At 66.8% G+C, this 16178-nt stretch carries 16 protein-coding genes and 1 pseudogene; 15 read left to right on the plus strand and 2 right to left on the minus strand.

All coding sequences use genetic code 11. From position 1 onward, the window contains the following. Positions 1-83: 83 nt before the first annotated feature. Positions 84-1248, minus strand: a pseudogene (locus tag C7I55_RS26750) (IS3 family transposase). A 230-nt stretch (positions 1249-1478) separates the two neighbouring features. Here C7I55_RS26750 and C7I55_RS28400 point away from each other — a divergent pair. The 15 genes from C7I55_RS28400 to C7I55_RS26820 all read left to right on the plus strand — a co-directional run bounded on the left by C7I55_RS28400 (position 1479) and on the right by C7I55_RS26820 (position 15368). Beyond that, on the plus strand, positions 1479-1637 hold the full coding sequence (locus C7I55_RS28400; RefSeq protein WP_158266616.1) for a hypothetical protein: 159 nt from the start codon (positions 1479-1481) through the stop codon (positions 1635-1637). Positions 1638-2180: 543 nt separating this feature from the next. Next, positions 2181-3137: a nucleotidyltransferase and HEPN domain-containing protein gene (locus tag C7I55_RS26755; RefSeq protein WP_332888446.1), complete on the plus strand. Its 957-nt coding sequence runs from the start codon at positions 2181-2183 to the stop codon at positions 3135-3137. Between the two features lie 132 nt (positions 3138-3269). After that, on the plus strand, positions 3270-5294 hold the full coding sequence (locus C7I55_RS26760) for a conjugal transfer protein TraG (RefSeq protein ID WP_106516121.1): 2025 nt from the start codon (positions 3270-3272) through the stop codon (positions 5292-5294). 7 nt (positions 5295-5301) lie between these two features. After that, entirely contained in the window at positions 5302-5706 is a 405-nt protein-coding gene (locus C7I55_RS26765; protein ID WP_106516122.1) for a CopG family transcriptional regulator, read from the plus strand. Beyond that, positions 5703-6704: a P-type conjugative transfer ATPase TrbB gene (gene trbB, locus C7I55_RS26770; protein WP_106516123.1), complete on the plus strand. Its 1002-nt coding sequence runs from the start codon at positions 5703-5705 to the stop codon at positions 6702-6704. Before C7I55_RS26765 ends, trbB begins: the two co-directional genes overlap by 4 nt. Before the next feature lie 2 nt (positions 6705-6706). After that, positions 6707-7042: a TrbC/VirB2 family protein gene (locus C7I55_RS26775; RefSeq protein WP_106516124.1), complete on the plus strand. Its 336-nt coding sequence runs from the start codon at positions 6707-6709 to the stop codon at positions 7040-7042. Then, a complete protein-coding gene (locus C7I55_RS26780; protein ID WP_106516125.1) occupies positions 7039-7299 on the plus strand; it encodes a VirB3 family type IV secretion system protein in 261 nt (86 codons plus the stop codon). Before C7I55_RS26775 ends, C7I55_RS26780 begins: the two co-directional genes overlap by 4 nt. Beyond that, on the plus strand, positions 7293-9731 hold the full coding sequence (gene trbE / locus C7I55_RS26785) for a conjugal transfer protein TrbE (protein ID WP_106516126.1): 2439 nt from the start codon (positions 7293-7295) through the stop codon (positions 9729-9731). The genes C7I55_RS26780 and trbE overlap by 7 nt, the downstream gene beginning before the upstream one ends. 5 nt (positions 9732-9736) lie before the next feature. Further along, positions 9737-10483, plus strand: a complete 747-nt coding sequence (gene trbJ, locus C7I55_RS26790; RefSeq protein ID WP_106516127.1) for a P-type conjugative transfer protein TrbJ — start codon at positions 9737-9739, stop codon at positions 10481-10483. A gap of 111 nt (positions 10484-10594) precedes the next feature. Continuing rightward, on the plus strand, positions 10595-11902 hold the full coding sequence (gene trbL, locus C7I55_RS26795; protein ID WP_106516128.1) for a P-type conjugative transfer protein TrbL: 1308 nt from the start codon (positions 10595-10597) through the stop codon (positions 11900-11902). After that, positions 11902-12699: a conjugal transfer protein TrbF gene (gene trbF / locus C7I55_RS26800; protein WP_106516129.1), complete on the plus strand. Its 798-nt coding sequence runs from the start codon at positions 11902-11904 to the stop codon at positions 12697-12699. The genes trbL and trbF overlap by 1 nt, the downstream gene beginning before the upstream one ends. 158 nt (positions 12700-12857) lie before the next feature. Continuing rightward, on the plus strand, positions 12858-13544 hold the full coding sequence (gene trbG, locus C7I55_RS26805) for a P-type conjugative transfer protein TrbG (RefSeq protein WP_408640642.1): 687 nt from the start codon (positions 12858-12860) through the stop codon (positions 13542-13544). Continuing rightward, a complete protein-coding gene (locus C7I55_RS26810) occupies positions 13541-14761 on the plus strand; it encodes a TrbI/VirB10 family protein (protein ID WP_106516131.1) in 1221 nt (406 codons plus the stop codon). The genes trbG and C7I55_RS26810 overlap by 4 nt, the downstream gene beginning before the upstream one ends. 3 nt (positions 14762-14764) lie before the next feature. Next, positions 14765-14992: a DUF2274 domain-containing protein gene (locus tag C7I55_RS26815; RefSeq protein ID WP_106516132.1), complete on the plus strand. Its 228-nt coding sequence runs from the start codon at positions 14765-14767 to the stop codon at positions 14990-14992. Between the two features lie 142 nt (positions 14993-15134). Beyond that, a complete protein-coding gene (locus C7I55_RS26820) occupies positions 15135-15368 on the plus strand; it encodes a helix-turn-helix transcriptional regulator (RefSeq protein WP_106516133.1) in 234 nt (77 codons plus the stop codon). 296 nt (positions 15369-15664) lie between these two features. Here C7I55_RS26820 and C7I55_RS26825 read toward each other — a convergent pair whose 3' ends face one another. After that, positions 15665-16060 carry a response regulator transcription factor gene (locus C7I55_RS26825; protein WP_106516134.1) on the minus strand — a complete coding sequence of 132 codons (396 nt, stop codon included), beginning with the start codon at positions 16058-16060 and terminating at the stop codon, positions 15665-15667. Between the last annotated feature and the right edge of the window lie 118 nt (positions 16061-16178).

The following is a 16178-nucleotide window of genomic DNA, read 5'->3' on the forward strand; positions in this document are numbered from 1 at the left end:
GCGCAGGATGGCTTATAGATCCTAGCCCGCGACCAAATAGCTGGCCTACCTAGCTTCGTTCCGTCTGACGTGACCCCCAACTTTCATCCAGCTGGAACCAGAGACCGGCGGTTGTGATCGCGCATTCGCGAGTGTGAAGCAACGGCCTGCACGCGTGCAGGCCGTTGCTTCTCGATGCCGGCGGCGAAGGCTGCCGGTGTGGCGTAGCCGAGCCAGGAGTGCGGCCGCTCGGTGTTGTAGTCGTCGGTCCATCGGGCGATCACCTCGCGGGCATGACCGAGGCTGAGGAACAGTGTCTCGTTCAGCAGCTCATCGCGCATGCGGCCGTTGAAGCTCTCCACGTAGCCGTTCTGCATCGGCCTGCCGGCTGGATGTAATGCCAGTCGATCCGGGCCTCGCCGCACCAGCTCAGCACCGCGTTCGATGTCAGCTCCGTCCCGTTGTCGCTGACGATCAGCTTGGGGGCACCGCGTTCCGCAACCAGGTCGGCCAGCTCGCGCACCACCCGTTTGCCCGAGATCGAGGTGTCAGCCACGGCGCGCAGGCACTCGCCGGTAATATCGTCGACGATGTTGAGAACGCGGAACCGGCGCCCGGTGGCGAGCTGGTCGTGCACGAAGTCGAGGCTCCAGCGCTCGTTGGGAAGCGCAAGCACCGGCGCCGGTGCCCGCGCGCCAACGGCGCGCCTTCGTCCTCGTCGTCGCCGCACGGTCAGCCCTTCTTCGCGATAGAGGCGTTGCGTCTTCTTGCGGTTGATCACGATGCCATCGCGGCGAAGCAGGACGTGCAGCCGTCGGTAGCCGAACCGCCGTCGTTCCGCCGCCAACTCCCGAAGACGGCCGCGGATCTCGCCGTCGTCAGCGCGACGCGCCTGATAGCGGACACTCGTCCGATCCGCGCCGATCACCGCACACGCTCGCCGCTCGCTCATTTTGAATGCCGTTCTGAGATGCGCGACCGCCTCACGCTTCGCGGCCGCGCTCACCACTTTTTTGAGAGCAGGTCCCTCAGACCTGCATTGTCCAACATCGCATCGGCGAGCAGCCGCTTCAGCCTCGCATTCTCATCCTCGAGCGCCTTCAGCCGCCGAGCCTCCGAGACATCGAGGCCGCCGTACTTGGCCTTCCACGCATAAAAGGTCGGACCCGACATGCCGTACTTGCGGCACAGCTCCGTCACCACCGCACCCGCCTCGGCCTCCTTCAGGATGCCGATGATATGCTCTTCCGAAAATCGCTTCTGCTTCATCTATCCGTTCCTTTGGTGGGCCGGACTCTAACTCAAATTGGAGGAGAAAGTGGGGGTCACGTCAGCGGCACGGAACGGCTTGAGGTGGGTCGATGCTAGTCACCATGGAACCTCGGCTCCGTTAAGCTTAACGATGGTGGCAGCGGCATCATGACAGCCGCATGGAGGACTAGATGCATCTGACTGTGACATTGGATAGCGAAACTTCGGAGCGTGCAGGAGCGGGCGGGATGTTTCAGATCGAGTCGATCTCGGACGAAGAAGGTAACGATCTCTCGAAGGAGGTCGATCAAGGAGTTCACTATCCTAACCTCGACGCTCTGGAGGAGGATCTGAAGTCGATCTTCGGCGAGGACGTGACGTTCGAGGTTGAAGGTTACGACGACTGATCGAACGTGTGCGCGGCGGACGTCCCTCGCCGCGCACACGTATTCTCAATGCTCGTTTAAGAGGTGCGTGCCGAACCCTCTTGATGAACGAACGTCCGGTGCGGAGCCGTTAGCAGCTCGTGTGGCCCCGAGTGAGTGTCCGCTTCCAGCAATGAGCCGCCAAAGGCCGCCGGTCTGCGATCCGGCCCCAACCTTGTCGCTCGGTGCAAGCTTGGCGATCACTTAAACGTCAGGTCTCGGGGAGAGCTGCCGTTTGATGGGAGATCTGGGAACGGCGGCAATGTCCCAAACTCTGCCGCTTCCTCAGCGCGCAGCTGGACGATCGCGCTGCAGCTTCCACGCGCAACAGGTCTGCAAGTAGACATTCGAGGCGCCTCTGGACGGTTTGTCGGTCGGAGGAGAGGCCAGCGTGGGCGATCGACGGGGCTGTCCGGCGGCCCCGGAAGTTGAGAAACGCGCTTGAGAACGCGTGCCGTGAACGGCCATTCGACGCCGCCGAACATATCATAGCTACTGCGCCGCCGGGCGGTTGGGCAACAGCGCTTGCCAAGCTGGAGCAGCTGGTCAAGGATTCCTCTGATGAGAACGGATGCTGATCACCTGCCTGCGGTTCAACAGCGTGAGCTGGAGCGTATCCAGCGCGTGCTGATGGAGGAGTTCGCGGAAGCGATCTCCAAGGCAACCACGCCCAGCCGCAGGAACGGCAAGATCCTCAAGATCATCCTGTTCGGCTCCTATGCGCGAAACGATTGGGTCGACGAACCGGAGAACGGCTACCAGTCCGACTTCGATCTCCTGGTGGTGGTGAACCACGAGGATCTTACCGACATCGCCCATTATTGGTACGTCGCCGAGGATCGCATCCTGCGGGACGCCGAGGTCGCGCGGCCCGTCAACATCATCGTTCACTCCCTCGACGAGGTGAACCAGGCGCTGAAGCGTGGGGAGTATTTCTGGGTCGACATCGCGCGGGACGGAATCATCCTGTACGAGCTGCCTTGCCACCCGTTGGCAACGCCTATGCCGCTCACCCCGACGAACGCCTGCGAGATGGCGTCGGATTACTTTGCCGAGTGGCTACCGGCAATAGACCGGGCGCTTTCGACAGCCAGCGAGCAGGCGCGGAAGGGAACAAACGAGCGAGGGTGGCGCAAAGATGCCGCTTTCTCCCTCCATCAGGCCACAGAACGCGCGTACATCTGCTTCCTGCTCGTGCGGACGCTCTATTTTCCGCGCTCGCACAATATCAAGTTCCTGCGGTCGCTGGCGGAGGATAGCGAGCCGCGATTGATTGAGGCCTGGCCTCGGGAGCGTCGGCTGGACCGGCGGCGCTTCCAGCTGCTCAAGCGTGCTTATGTCGAGGCGCGCTATTCGGCGGCCTACGAGATCTCGGTCGAGGAGTTGACGGCGATCCTGGACAGCGTCCGCAGCCTGCGCGATGTGGTTGAGCACGTGTCACGCGAGCGGCTGGAGGCGATGCGGAGTTCGGCCGGGCTGTAGTCTTTGCGTGCGCGGCCCGATCTTGCCCGTTCTGCCCCGCCATGCCCCCATCTGCTCCATTCCGTTTCGGGCCGCGTAGGCGGAGTCTGAGCCCGTCCGGACCGACACCCGTCGGCCGGCGGGAGCCGCCACGTGACGCCAACCAGATTCCTCCTTGGGCAGATCCTGATCGTGTTCGCGATCGTGGTGCTCGGCGTGTGGGCAGCGACGCAATGGGCCGCCGCCATGCTCCGCTATCAGCCGGAGCTCGGCAGGCCCTGGCTGTGGGCGGGCGGCGTACCGGTCTATCGTCCCTGGGACCTGTTCGCCTGGTGGTACCATTACGACGCCTACGCGCCTGAAATCTTCGACAAGGCCGGAATGCTTGCCGGCGGCAGCGGCTTTCTCGGCTGCGCCGCGGCGATCTTCGGATCCTTGTGGCGGGCGCGGCAGTCTGCGAACCTCACCACCTACGGTTCCGCCCGCTGGGCGAGCCCGCGCGAGATCGCACGTGCCGGGCTGCATGGCGACGCGGGCGTCATGCTCGGCCTGCTTCGGGGCCGCTACCTGCGTCATGACGGGCCCGAGCATGTCATGGCGTTCGCGCCGACCCGCTCGGGCAAGGGCGTCGGTCTGGTGGTGCCGACCTTGCTGTCCTGGACCGGCTCCGCCGTCGTGCACGACATCAAGGGCGAGAACTGGTCGCTGACCGCCGGCTGGCGCTCGCGTTTCTCGCACTGCCTGCTGTTCAATCCGACGGACATCGCCTCTGCCCGGTACAATCCGCTGCTCGAGGTGCGGCGCGGGGCGGACGAAGTCCGCGACGTGCAGAATATCGCGGACATCCTCGTCGACCCGGAAGGAGCCCTGGAGCGGCGGAACCATTGGGAGAAGACCAGCCATTCGCTGCTGGTCGGCACGATCCTCCACATCCTCTATGCGGAAGAGGAGAAGACCCTCGCCCGCGTCGCGACCTTCCTGTCCGATCCGCAGCGCAGCTTCGTGTCGACGCTCGGCCGGATGATGACCACCAATCATCTGGGGGACGAGGAGCATCCCATCGTCCATCCGGTGGTCGCCTCGGCCGCGCGCGAGCTCCTCAACAAGAGCGAGAACGAGCGCTCGGGCGTGCTGTCGACGGCGATGTCCTTCCTCGGCCTCTATCGCGACCCTACCGTTGCCGAGGTGACGTCGCGCTGCGACTGGCGGATCGCCGACCTCATCGAGGCGGAGCGGCCGCTCTCGCTCTATTTGGTGATCCCGCCGTCCGACATCAGCCGAACCAAGCCGCTGGTGCGCCTCGTGCTCAACCAGATCGGGCGCCGCCTCACTGAGCGGCTGGAGGCGCCGGAGACGCCGGCACGACGCCACCAGCTGCTGATGATGCTCGACGAGTTCCCGGCGCTTGGGCGCCTCGATTTCTTCGAGACCAGCCTCGCCTTCATGGCGGGCTACGGGATCCGTGCCTTCCTGATCGCCCAGAGCCTCAACCAGATCGACAAGGCTTATGGCGAGCACAATGCGATCCTCGACAATTGTCACGTCCGGGTGGCGTTCGCCACCAATGACGAGCGCACGGCGAGGCGCATCTCGGATGCGCTCGGCACCGCGACCGAGCAGCGGGCGATGCGCAATTATGCCGGCCACCGGCTCGCCCCCTGGCTCGCCCATGTCATGGTCAGCCGGCAGGAGACCGCACGCCAGCTGCTGACGCCGGGCGAGGTGATGCAATTGTCCCCTGACGAGGAGCTCGTGCTGGTCTCCGGCCTGGCGCCGGTCCGGGCACGCAAGCTGCGCTATTTCAAGGACCGCAACTTCATCGCGCGGATGGCGCCGGCGCCGCAGCTGGCCTCTGGCCCCTATTCCGATTGCCCGACCCTGCGTGCCGACGACTGGTCCGGGAAGGTCTGCGGCCGGGACGATCGGCTTAGCACGGCGGAGATTGCGGAGCCGAGCCAGGACGAGGGCGGCTTGCAGCAGCAGCGCCACCCCGGACTACCCGATCAGGGGGGCAAGCCGGACGAGGTCGACGCCGCGCGCGAACCGCAGCTGGTGGCCGACGACGACGATGTGGCGGCGGACAAGAAGGTGATGGACCAGGCGAGGGGGCTGAGCGCCGTCGCCCGCGGCTATGCGATCAATGAGGGCGCGAAACGCGACCTCGTGCCGGGGATGTGAGGCCGAGATGAAGGTCCGTCAGAACCTCTATATCGATCGGGAGCTCAGCCAGGCCCTGGAGGCGCTCGCCGCAGGCTCGCGGGGCAACAAGAGCCATATCGTCAACGACGCCCTCAAGGCCTGGCTCGCCCGACGCGGCGCCAGAGAGGTGGACGAGCTTTTGAAGCCGCGCCTCGACCGGATGTCGCGCGAAATTGCCGGCGCGCGGCGCGACATCGACGTGCTGCTCGAAAGCCTGTCGCTGTTCGTGCGCTACCAGTTGATGGTGACTGCGCCGCTGCCGGAGGCGGATGCCGCCGCCCGCGCGGTCGGCCGCGACCGGTTCGAGGCGTTCGTTGCCCAGGTCGGCCGCCAGATCGCCGCCGGCAGGCGCACGCTCGGTCCGGCAGACGGGGAGGGCGGCGGGTCATGAGCGATTTCTCTCCGGGAACGGCCTCGACCGAGCGGCGCCGCGCGATGCTGCGCACCGCCATGGGTCCCGCGATCGCGGCTGCGCTCGGCGACCCGCGGGTGGTCGAAGTGATGGTCAATCCGGACGGTGCCCTCCGCATCGACGTACTCGGCGAAGGACGGCTCGACACGGGGCTCCGTCTCGAGCCGGCCGAGGTCGAGCGGATCATCCGGCTGGTGGCGTCCCATGCGCGGGCCGAAGTCCATGGCGAGCGGCCGATCGTGTCGTCGGAGCTGCCGCCGCACGGCGACGGCGCTGGCGAACGGTTCGAGGGCATCTTGCCGCCGGTGTCGGTCGGGCCGTGCTTCTCGATCCGCAAACCCGCGGCCCGCATCTACACTCTGCTGGATTATGTCGGCGACGGCATCATGTCGGCCGCTGCCGCCCGTCTGCTGTCGTTGGCCGTCGTCGACCGCATGAACATCCTCGTCGCGGGCGGCACCAGCTCGGGCAAGACGACGCTCGCCGATGCCCTCCTCGCCGAAATGGCGCATCTCGACGAGCGGGTGATCCTGATCGAGGACACGCGCGAGCTGCGATCGCCCGCCGCCGACACGGTCGCGCTGCGGGTGCGGGCGGGCAGCGTGACGATGGCGGACCTGGTGCGATCGACGCTGCGCCTCCGGCCCGACCGGATCATCGTCGGTGAGGTGCGCGGCGGCGAGGCCCTCGACATGCTCAAGGCCTGGAACACCGGCCATCCCGGCGGGATCGCGACCGTTCACGCCAACAGCGCGGCCGCCGCCCTCTACCGGATCGAGCAGCTCATCCAGGAGGCCGTGGTCGCCGTGCCGCGCCGGCTGATCGCCGAAGCGATCGACATGATCGTGTTCATCGCCGGTCGCGGCACCGCCCGCCGCGTCGAGACGATCGCCCGTGTCGCCGGCCTCGATGCGGAGGGCGGCTACGCCCTCGTCGATCTCACCCCATCGCTCACCCTTGAACCCGAAGGAGACTGATCATGTCGAAGCATCGCAATATCCGCCCATGCCGCTTTGCCGCGTCCGTGGTGGCGATCGGCGTGTCGCTCGCGCTGGCCAGCGCGGCACAGGCGAGCGGCTCCGACATGCCGTGGGAGGAGCCGCTCCAGCAGGTGCTGGAGTCGGTGCAGGGACCGGTCGCGAAGATCGTCGCGGTGATCATCATCATCACCACCGGCCTGACATTGGCGTTCGGGGAGACCGCCGGCGGCTTTCGGCGGCTGATCCAGATCGTCTTCGGCCTGTCGATCGCGTTCGCGGCCTCCTCCTTCTTCCTGTCCTTCTTCAGCTTCGCCGGCGGAGCCCTCGTCGCATGAGCCATATCGAAGGCTTCGAGGCGCCGATCCACGCCAGTCTCGGTCAGGCCATCCTGCTCGGCGGTGCGCCGCGCGGCATAGCCATCCTGAACGGCACGGTCGCCGCGGCGGTGGGGCTGGGGCTGCAGCAATGGCTGGTCGGCATCGCCCTGTGGGCGGGCGGCCACAGCATCGCCGTGTTCGCCGCCCGCCGCGATCCGGATTTCGCGCCCGTCCTGCTGCGCCACCTGCGCCAGAAAGGCTATCTCGCATGCTGAACCTCGCCGAATACCGGCGGCGTGCCGACCGCCTCGCGGACCATCTGCCCTGGGCGGCTTTGGTCGCGCCGGGCGTGGTGCTCAACAAGGACGGCAGCTTCCAGCGCAGCTTCGCCCTTCGCGGCCCGGATCTCGAAAGCGCCACCGAGGCGGAACTGGTCTCGGCCTGCGCCCGCGCCAACAATGTGCTGAAGCGGCTCGGGTCGGGATGGGCTTTGTTCTTCGAGGCCGAGCGGCGCGAAGCGCTCGGCTATCCGATGAGCAGCTTCCCGGACGCCGCCTCCTGGCTGGTCGACCAGGAGCGGCGCGCCGGGTTCGAGGCTGCGGGCCGCCACTTCGAGAGCATCTATCATGGTACTTTGCTGTGGTTGCCGCCGGCGGACAGCAAAGACGCGGCCGGACGCACGCTGGTCGATCGGCCGGGCGAGGGGCAGGGCCGCGATTGGCGGGCGAGCCTCGCCGAGTTCGTCGCCGAGACCGACCGGGTGCTCGACCTTCTCGCCGGCTTCATGCCGGAGCTGCGGCCGCTCGGGGACGCCGAGACGCTGACCTACCTGCACGGTACGATCTCGGACCGCCGGCACGTCGTCGGGGTGCCCGAGACCCCCGTCTATCTCGATGCCGTGCTCGCGGACACGCCGCTCATCGGCGGTCTCGAGCCGAAGCTCGGAAGCCTCCACCTGCGCACCCTGACCCTGCTCGGCTTTCCGAACCTCAGCCGCCCGGGCGTGCTCGATGCCCTTAACCACCAAGATTTCGGCTATCGCTGGGTCACTCGCTTCATCGCGCTCGACAATACCGAGGCCACCAGGGCGCTGACCCGGATCCGGCGGCAATGGTTCAACAAGCGCAAGTCGGTCACTGCCCTGCTGCGCGAGGTGATGTACAATCAGCCGGCACAGCTTCTCGACACCGACGCTGACAACAAGGTCGTCGATGCCGATCTTGCCCTGCAGGTGCTCGGCGCCGACCACGTGGCCTTCGGCTATCTGACCACCACCATCACGCTTGCCGACAGTGAACGCGCGGGCGTCGAGGACAAGGTTCGTGCGGTTGAGCGGGTCGTCAACGGCCTCGGCTTCACCTGCGTGCGCGAGAGCGTCAACGCCGTCGAGGCATGGCTGTCGTCGCTGCCGGGCCAGGTCTACGCCAACGTGCGCCAGCCGCTGGTCCACACACTCAACCTTGCCCACCTGATGCCGCTGTCGGCGGTGTGGGCCGGACCCGACTCGAACCGGCATCTGGGCGGGCCGCCCTTGTTCTACGCCCATAGCAGCGGATCGACGCCGTTCCGGCTGTCGACCCATGTCGGCGATGTCGGCCACATGCTCGTCGTCGGCCCGACCGGCGCCGGCAAGTCGGTGCTGCTGGCGCTGATCGCGCTCCAGTTCCGGCGCTACGCCGGATCGCAGGTCTACATCTTCGACAAGGGCTATTCGGCGCGTGCGGCGGTGCTGGCGATGGGCGGCGCCCATCATGCGCTCGGGCAGGAGCGGGACGGCGCCGAAGAGCTCGCCTTCCAGCCACTCCGCGCGATCGACGAGCCGGGGGAGCGGAGCTGGGCGGCGGAATGGATCGCAGCATTGCTCGCCCACGAGACTGTCACGGTCACGCCCGAGGTCAAGGACGCACTCTGGTCGGCGCTCGGCAGCCTTGCGTCTGCGCCGCGGGAGGAGCGGACGCTGACCGGGCTGGTCATGCTGCTCCAGTCCAACATGCTCCGGACCGCACTTGCCGCCTACACGCTTGACGGTCCGTTCGGCCGGCTGCTCGATGCCTCGGAGCAGACACTCGCGCTCGGCGACGTGGAATGCTTCGAGACCGAGGCGCTGATGGGCCGGACAGGGGTGGTCGCCCCGGTGCTGACTTATCTGTTCCACCGCCTCGAGGAGCGGTTCGACGGGCGCCCGACCCTACTGGTGCTCGACGAAGCCTGGATCTTCCTCGACCATCCCCTGTTCGCCGCCCGTATCCGCGAGTGGCTGAAGACGCTGCGCAAGAAGAATGTCGCGGTGCTGTTCGCCACCCAGAGTCTTGCCGACATCGCCCAGAGCGCGATCGCACCGGCCATTCTCGAAAGCTGTCCGCAGCGCATCTTCCTGCCCAATGACAGGGCGATCGAGCCGCAGTCGCGCGAGGCCTATGCCCGGTTCGGGCTCAACGACCTGCAGATCGAACTGGTCAGCCGCGCCACGCCCAAGCGCCATTATTATCTGCAGTCCGCCCGCGGCAACCGCCTGTTCGAGCTCGGCCTCGGGCCGATCGCGCTGGCGCTCTGCGGCGCATCCGATCCGGCGAGCCAGGCGCGCATCGACGCGCTGCTCGCCGAGCATGGGCCGGAGGGATTTGCAGCCCGCTTCCTCGAGAGCGCCGGCCTCGACTGGGCCGCCGACCTTCTCGCCGATTTTCCAACCGCCCAAGCCAAGGAGTAGATGCAATGCGCCTTTCCACCCGCAAATATCTCGTCGCGTCGGCGCTCGGTCTCGTCGCGCTCGGCTCGCTCGCCTGTGCGATCGCAGTGCCGGGAACGCCCGCCCGCGCACAGCTCAAGGTGTTCGATCCCACCAATTACAGCCAGAACCTGCTCACCGCAGCGCGGACGCTGCAGCAGATCAACAACCAGATCCGCTCGCTGCAGAACGAAGCGCAGATGCTGACCAACCAGTCGAAGAACCTGTCCCGGATCGCCTTTCCGGAGCTCCGGGCCCTGACGGAAAATTTGAAGGCGATCGATCGGCTGATGGCGCAGGCGCAAGGCCTGGATTTTCGTGTCGACGGCCTCGACCAGCAATTCGGGCGGCTGTTTCCGGAGGAGCTCGACCAAGCGCTCGGGACCAACCAGCGCGTGGTCGAGGCGAGGGCTCGCCTGGAGGCCGCGAAAGCGGGGTTCCGCCAGGCCATGGGCGTGCAGTCGCAGATCGTCGCGACCCTGAATGCCGACGCCGACGTGCTGAACGGCATCGTCGGCAGGAGCCAGGGCGCCGAAGGCGCGCTGCAGGCGCAGCAGGCAACCAACCAGCTGCTCGCGCTGACCGCCAAGCAGCAATTCCAGATCCAGAATTTGATGGCAGCCCAATATCGCGCCGAGGCAACGGAAGCGGCGCGTCGCGTCCAGGCCGAGGCGGAAGGGCGCGCCGCCACCAGGAAGTTCCTCGGGTCGGGCTCCGCCTACACCCCCCATTAGGTGCGCGCCGGATCCGGTGCGGCGAGCAGGCCTCGTGCTCGCCGCAGCCGCCGCGGGGCGCGCCGGCATCCCACAACGCGCTTCGCCTCACCCTCCTGATGGACGAGACACGTGACCGATCTCAACGTCATCGACCGCTTCCTGCAGGCCTTCATCCGCTACATCGACAGCGGGTTCGGGCTGCTCGGCAGCGACGTCCAGTTTCTCACCGCGACCCTGATCGGCATCGACATCACTCTCGCCGGTCTGTTCTGGGCGATGGGCGGCGAGGACAATGTCATCGGCCGCTTCCTCAGGAAGATCCTTTATATCGGCGCCTTCGCGCTGATCCTGAACAGCTTCTCCCTGCTCGCCGACATCATCTTCCGGTCGTTCGCGCAGGCCGGGCTGACCGCCGGGGGAGGGACCTTGTCCGCCGAGGATCTGCTGCGGCCCGGACGTGTCGCAGCCACCGGCTATGCCGCCGCCTGGCCACTGCTCGAGCAGGCCTCGGGCATGATGGGGTTCGTCAGCTTCTTCGAGAATTTCCTCACCATCTCGGTGCTGCTCTTCTCCTGGGCGATCGTCATCCTCGCCTTCTTCATCCTCGCCGTGCAGATGTTCGTGACGATCATCGAGTTCAAGCTGACCAGCCTCGCCGGCTTCATCCTCGTGCCGTTCGCACTCTGGAACCGCACCGGCTTCCTTGCCGAGCGGGTGCTCGGAAATGTGGTCTCTTCGGGCATCAAGGTGATGGTGCTGGCGGTAATCGTCGGCATCGGCTCCAACTTCTTCGCCGAGTTCACGACCTCGATGCAGGGCCAGGAACCCAACCTCGGCGCCGCCATGAGCCTGGCGCTCGGCGCGCTGTCGCTGTTCGGCCTCGGCATCTTCGGACCGGGCATCGCCTCCGGCCTCGTCGCCGGAGCGCCGCAGCTCGGTGCCGGTGCGGCGCTCGGTACTGTGGCCGGCGCGACCGGGATCACCATGCTTGCAGGCGGCGCCACGGCGGGCGCAGCGCGCGCCATCGGCGGGACTGCGCTCGGCGCCGTTCGTGCCGGCACATCGATGGGCGCTGCGGCATCGACCGCCTACGGCCTCGGCAAGGAAACCGCCTCGTCTCCGACCGTTGGCGCGGGGCTCGGCGGCGTTGCGCGGGCTGCCGGTAATGCGATTCGTGACCGCGCGTCCGGCGCGCTCGGGCTCGCCGATGCCGCATCGAGGGGCCGTGCTGCTGCCTGGGACGCGCTCAATCGCAACGGCTCCGGCGGGGCATCTTCCGGGGGCGCTGCGGCAGCCAGCGAGGCCCCGGCATGGGCGCAGGCGATGCGCAGCCGGCAGTCTGCCCGCCACCACCAGCAAGCCGCCTTGCACGCACTCCAGCAAGGCGACCGTGGCGGCGCATCCGCCCACCCCGACATCAAGGAAAGGGACGATTGATGATCTTCAGACGTGCCGTCCAGCGTTACGGACGAACGCCCGAACCGGAGACGCCTTACCAGCGCGCCAGCCAGGTCTGGGACGAGCGGATCGGCGCCGCGCGCGTGCAGGCGCGCAACTGGCGGCTGATGGCGTTCGGGACGCTTGCCCTCGCGTGCGGGACCTCCGCCGCGATCGTCTGGCAGTCCCTCCAGAGCAGGGTCACGCCCTATGTCGTCGAGGTCGACCGCCTCGGCGAGGCGAGGGCGGTGAGCGAAGCCGAGGCCGGCTACAGCCCGGGCGACGCGCAGATTGCGTGGCACCTCGCCAAGTTCATCGAGAATGTCCGCGGCGTCTCGCTCGATCCGGTGCTGATGCGCCGCGCCTGGCTGTCCGCCTATGACTTCGCCACCGAGCGCGGCGCGCGCTTCCTCAACGATTATGCGCGCGCCGCCGATCCGTTCGCCGGCCTCGGCGAGCGGACGGTGTCGGTGCAGGTCACCAGCGTCGTCCGAGCCTCGGAGACGTCGTTCCAGGTGAAATGGACCGAGACGGCCTACGAACGCGGCAGCGAGGCAGGATCGTCGCACTGGACCGGGATGGTGACGATCGTGACCACGGCGCCGAGATCGGCCGACACGCTCCGCGCCAATCCGCTCGGAATCTATGTCGATGCGATCGACTGGACCCGCGAACTCGACCCACCCGCCGCGGCGACGCCGGTCGGCAGGCCGGCGCCTCAGCCGATGCCGCTCGGCTCTCCGCTCGATCCGAACCTTGCCCCTCAGCCGAATAGCCAATCGGAGGTCCAGCCATGATCCGCTCCCTTCAAGCACCGCTTCTACTCACTGCCTGCCTTGCTTTGGTACCTGGAGATGCCTGCGCGGTACCTCGCCGGGCAGCGCAGGACGGCGCACCGGCTGCGGCCAGGGAGAGCGCACCACGCGCACCGGGGGGGCGAGGATCCGCCGGTGCCGTGCAGGTCTATCCGTTCACGGACCGGACGACCTATTACCTCATCACCGCACCCGAACGGGTGACGGACATCATGCTCCAGCCGGGCGAGGCGCTGGTGGCGGTGGCGAGCGGCGACACCGCGCGCTGGGTGATCGGCGATACGACCAGCGGATCCGGCGCGGACAAGCGGACGCATGTGCTGGTCAAGCCATTCGGTCCTGGCCTGTCCACCAACCTCGTCATCACCACCGACAGGCGCAGCTATCATGTCGCGCTGACCAGCGTGTCGAGAGTGGCGATGACGTCCTTGTCATGGACCTATCCGCAGGATGCGCTGATCGCGCTGAAGCGGGCGGCCGCGGAGGCCGAAGCTGCCGCCCCGGTTGCTGCAGGGCTCGAGATCGAGCAGCTGCGCTTCAACTATTCCATCTCGGGGGATCGCCCCTCCTGGCGGCCGCTGCGCGCCTTCGACGATGGACGGCGTACCTTCATCGAGTTCCCCGAGACCGTGGCCGTCGGCGAGGCGCCGCCAATCTTCCTGCTCGGGCCGGACGGCGAGGCCCAGTTGGTCAACTACCGGGTCAAGGGCCGCTTCTATGTGGTCGACCGCATCTTCGAGGCCGCCGAGCTTCGGCTCGGCACCAGCAAGCAGGCGAAGGTGCGCATCCGTCGGCAGGAGGGCGCAGCGGCGCGGAGCGGATCATGACCGCCCCCGTCGAACAACCGTCCGAGGCCGAGGAGCGCCCCGCGCCGGTGAAATCGGACCCGGAGTCGCTCGCGCTGCGCGCACAACCGCCGCGCGCGATCCGCTTCAGGCGGAGCGTGGTCATCGCAATCGCGGCGCTTGGCTCGGTCGGGCTGGCCGCCACCGGATGGATGGCGTTCGGCTCGTCATCGCTCCGCTTCTCGGCGCCGCAAGACGACCGCGAGGTCGCGGCGAAGCCGGCGGCGGACGCCGTAAGCGGGCTGCCCCGCAGCTATGGCGATGTTCCCAAATTGGGGCCGCCGCTGCCCGGAGATCTCGGCAGACCGATACTCGAGCACCAGCGCAAGATGCTGAGCGAGCCTCCGGCGCAACAGGCGGATCCCGCAAGAGAGGCTGCGGAGATGGAACGGGAGCGCCGCGCCGCCGAGCTGCGCGCCGCGCGGGAGTCGGGATTGCTCGCGGGTTCCGGCATCCGCTCCGGCCAGCCTGGCGGCGGCGAGGCGACTCCGGTCGCGGTGTCGGAGCCGCCGGTCGGGGCGTCACGAGCTCCCATCGATCCTGGCAATGATACCAACGGTCAGCAGCGCAAGGCGGACTTCATCGCGTCTCGCGACGATGGCGACGATGTGAACGTCCACCGGCTTACACCGCCCGCTTCCCCCGACATGCTGTCTGCGGGAAGCGTGATCGCCGCCAGCCTGATTACGGGGCTCAGGTCCGACCTGCCCGGGCTGGTCACCGCGCAGGTCACCGAGCGCGTGTTCGACAGCGCCACCGGAACGCGTCTCTTGATCCCGCAGGGCGCGCGGCTGGTCGGGCGCTACGACAGCGTCGTCGCCTTCGGCCAGCGCCGGGCACTGATCGTCTGGCAGCGGATCATCATGCCGGATGGAAGCTCCGTGCGGCTCGACAATGTGCCGGCAACCGATCCTTCCGGCTATGCCGGTCTCGCCGACCATGTCGATTTCCACACCTGGACCTTGCTCAAGGGCGTCGCGATTTCGACGATCCTCGGCGTTGGCTCGAACCTGACCTTCTCCGGCGAGAGCGACCTCGTTCGGGCGGTTCGGGAATCGACGCAGCAGAATGCGTCCCGCGCCGGAGACCAGCTCGCAGCCCGCAACCTGCAGATCCAGCCGACGATCACCATCCGACCCGGCGCGCCGGTCCGGATGGTCGTGCATCGCGATCTCGTCCTCGCGCCCTGGAAGGAGTGAGACATGCCGGAACTCAAGCTTGCCAGATTGCCGGATCGGACTCCAATCAAGCTGACGATCTCCGTGCTTCCGGACCTTCACCAGGCGCTGCAGGATTACGCCCGCATCTACGCCGAGGCCTATGCGCGGGAAGAGCCGATCGTAGAGTTGATACCGGCAATCCTGACGAGCTTTCTCGACAGCGACCGCGGCTTCGCCCGCGCACGCGAGGCCTTGGGGAAAGGGAATTGACTTCTCCGTTCGCGGCTGTTCCCTTCCCAGGAATCTGCCGCCGCTCGGCAGAGCGTTGTCGGCGAGCGTGCCAGGGAGGGATGACCCCCAATCCCTCTTCCGGCGGCAGCCTCATTCCCGATCCATGGCGAAGAGCAGGCCGATGACCGGCAACGCCGTCAGTGATCCGCTTGGCCGGGCACGGTTGATCACGGTCGAGGAATTCGCCGAACTCGCCCGTCTGTCGCGCCGGCAGATCGATCGCCTGCGGCAGCGCCGGCCGGTCGGCTTCCCGCGAGAATATGAGCTTGGCAGCGGCGGATGCAAATATCGCCGTTGTCCTCGCTTCAAGCTGTCAGACGTCGAGAAATGGCTGGATTCACGTGCCTTATGGTGACGGAGCATCGCTCCCCTTCATTTCCCCGTCGCTTGGGTGCACTTGCCGGCCTGTGTCCAATCCTTCCACGACCTCACCTGAAGGTCGCCGGTCAAGCTCAGGCTGGTTTGCAGCCAATCTTCCGATGCGCTTGGGACCACCGGATCAGCGGGCGTGACCACAGTGCGGAGACAAAGTCTCGGCGCTGACCTGTACAGGCGCTCCGTGGAAGCGGTTCCCGAGCGCTGCTGCCTCAGCAGGACACTGCAATCTGGATCGTGGTTCGCCGCGCGAGCGGAGGGGCTACGCGCCGTTGATCAAGGAACGGCCAGATTTTCGTCCATGATCTCCTGCTCGAGCCGCTTCAATTCCGAAAGCAACGATCCCAGGGAAAATGGCTTCTCGACAATGGAGCGGGCACCGAGCTGCAGAGCCTCCGCTGCGATCGCTTCCTCCTGATAGCCGGTCATCATGATCACCGGCCATGCGTAGCCGCGTTCACGGAGCTCCTTGAGAGCCTCTATGCCGTCGCGTCCCGGCAGATCGTAATCCATGAGGATAGAGCCTTCGGGCAACGCATGGACCTGCGACAGGAATTCGTCTGCGGAGTCGAATATAAGCGCTTGATAATGGTGCGTCTGAAGCAGGATCGACAGGGAGCGCGCCACCATCTCATCGTCTTCGATAACGTAGACGCAGCGGGGAAAGGCCATTGAGCACTCCCTATTCACGTGCGGACCAGCCTGGGACCGTTTCCACAGCAAATCAATGCACTTGCGATGCCTGGATGACCTTGCAGCAAGACGGAGGTCGCCGGTGCGGAGTTACCCC

Origin of the sequence: Allosphingosinicella deserti, assembly GCF_003012735.1 — a bacterium.
GTDB classification, from domain to species: Bacteria; Pseudomonadota; Alphaproteobacteria; order Sphingomonadales; family Sphingomonadaceae; genus Allosphingosinicella; species Allosphingosinicella deserti.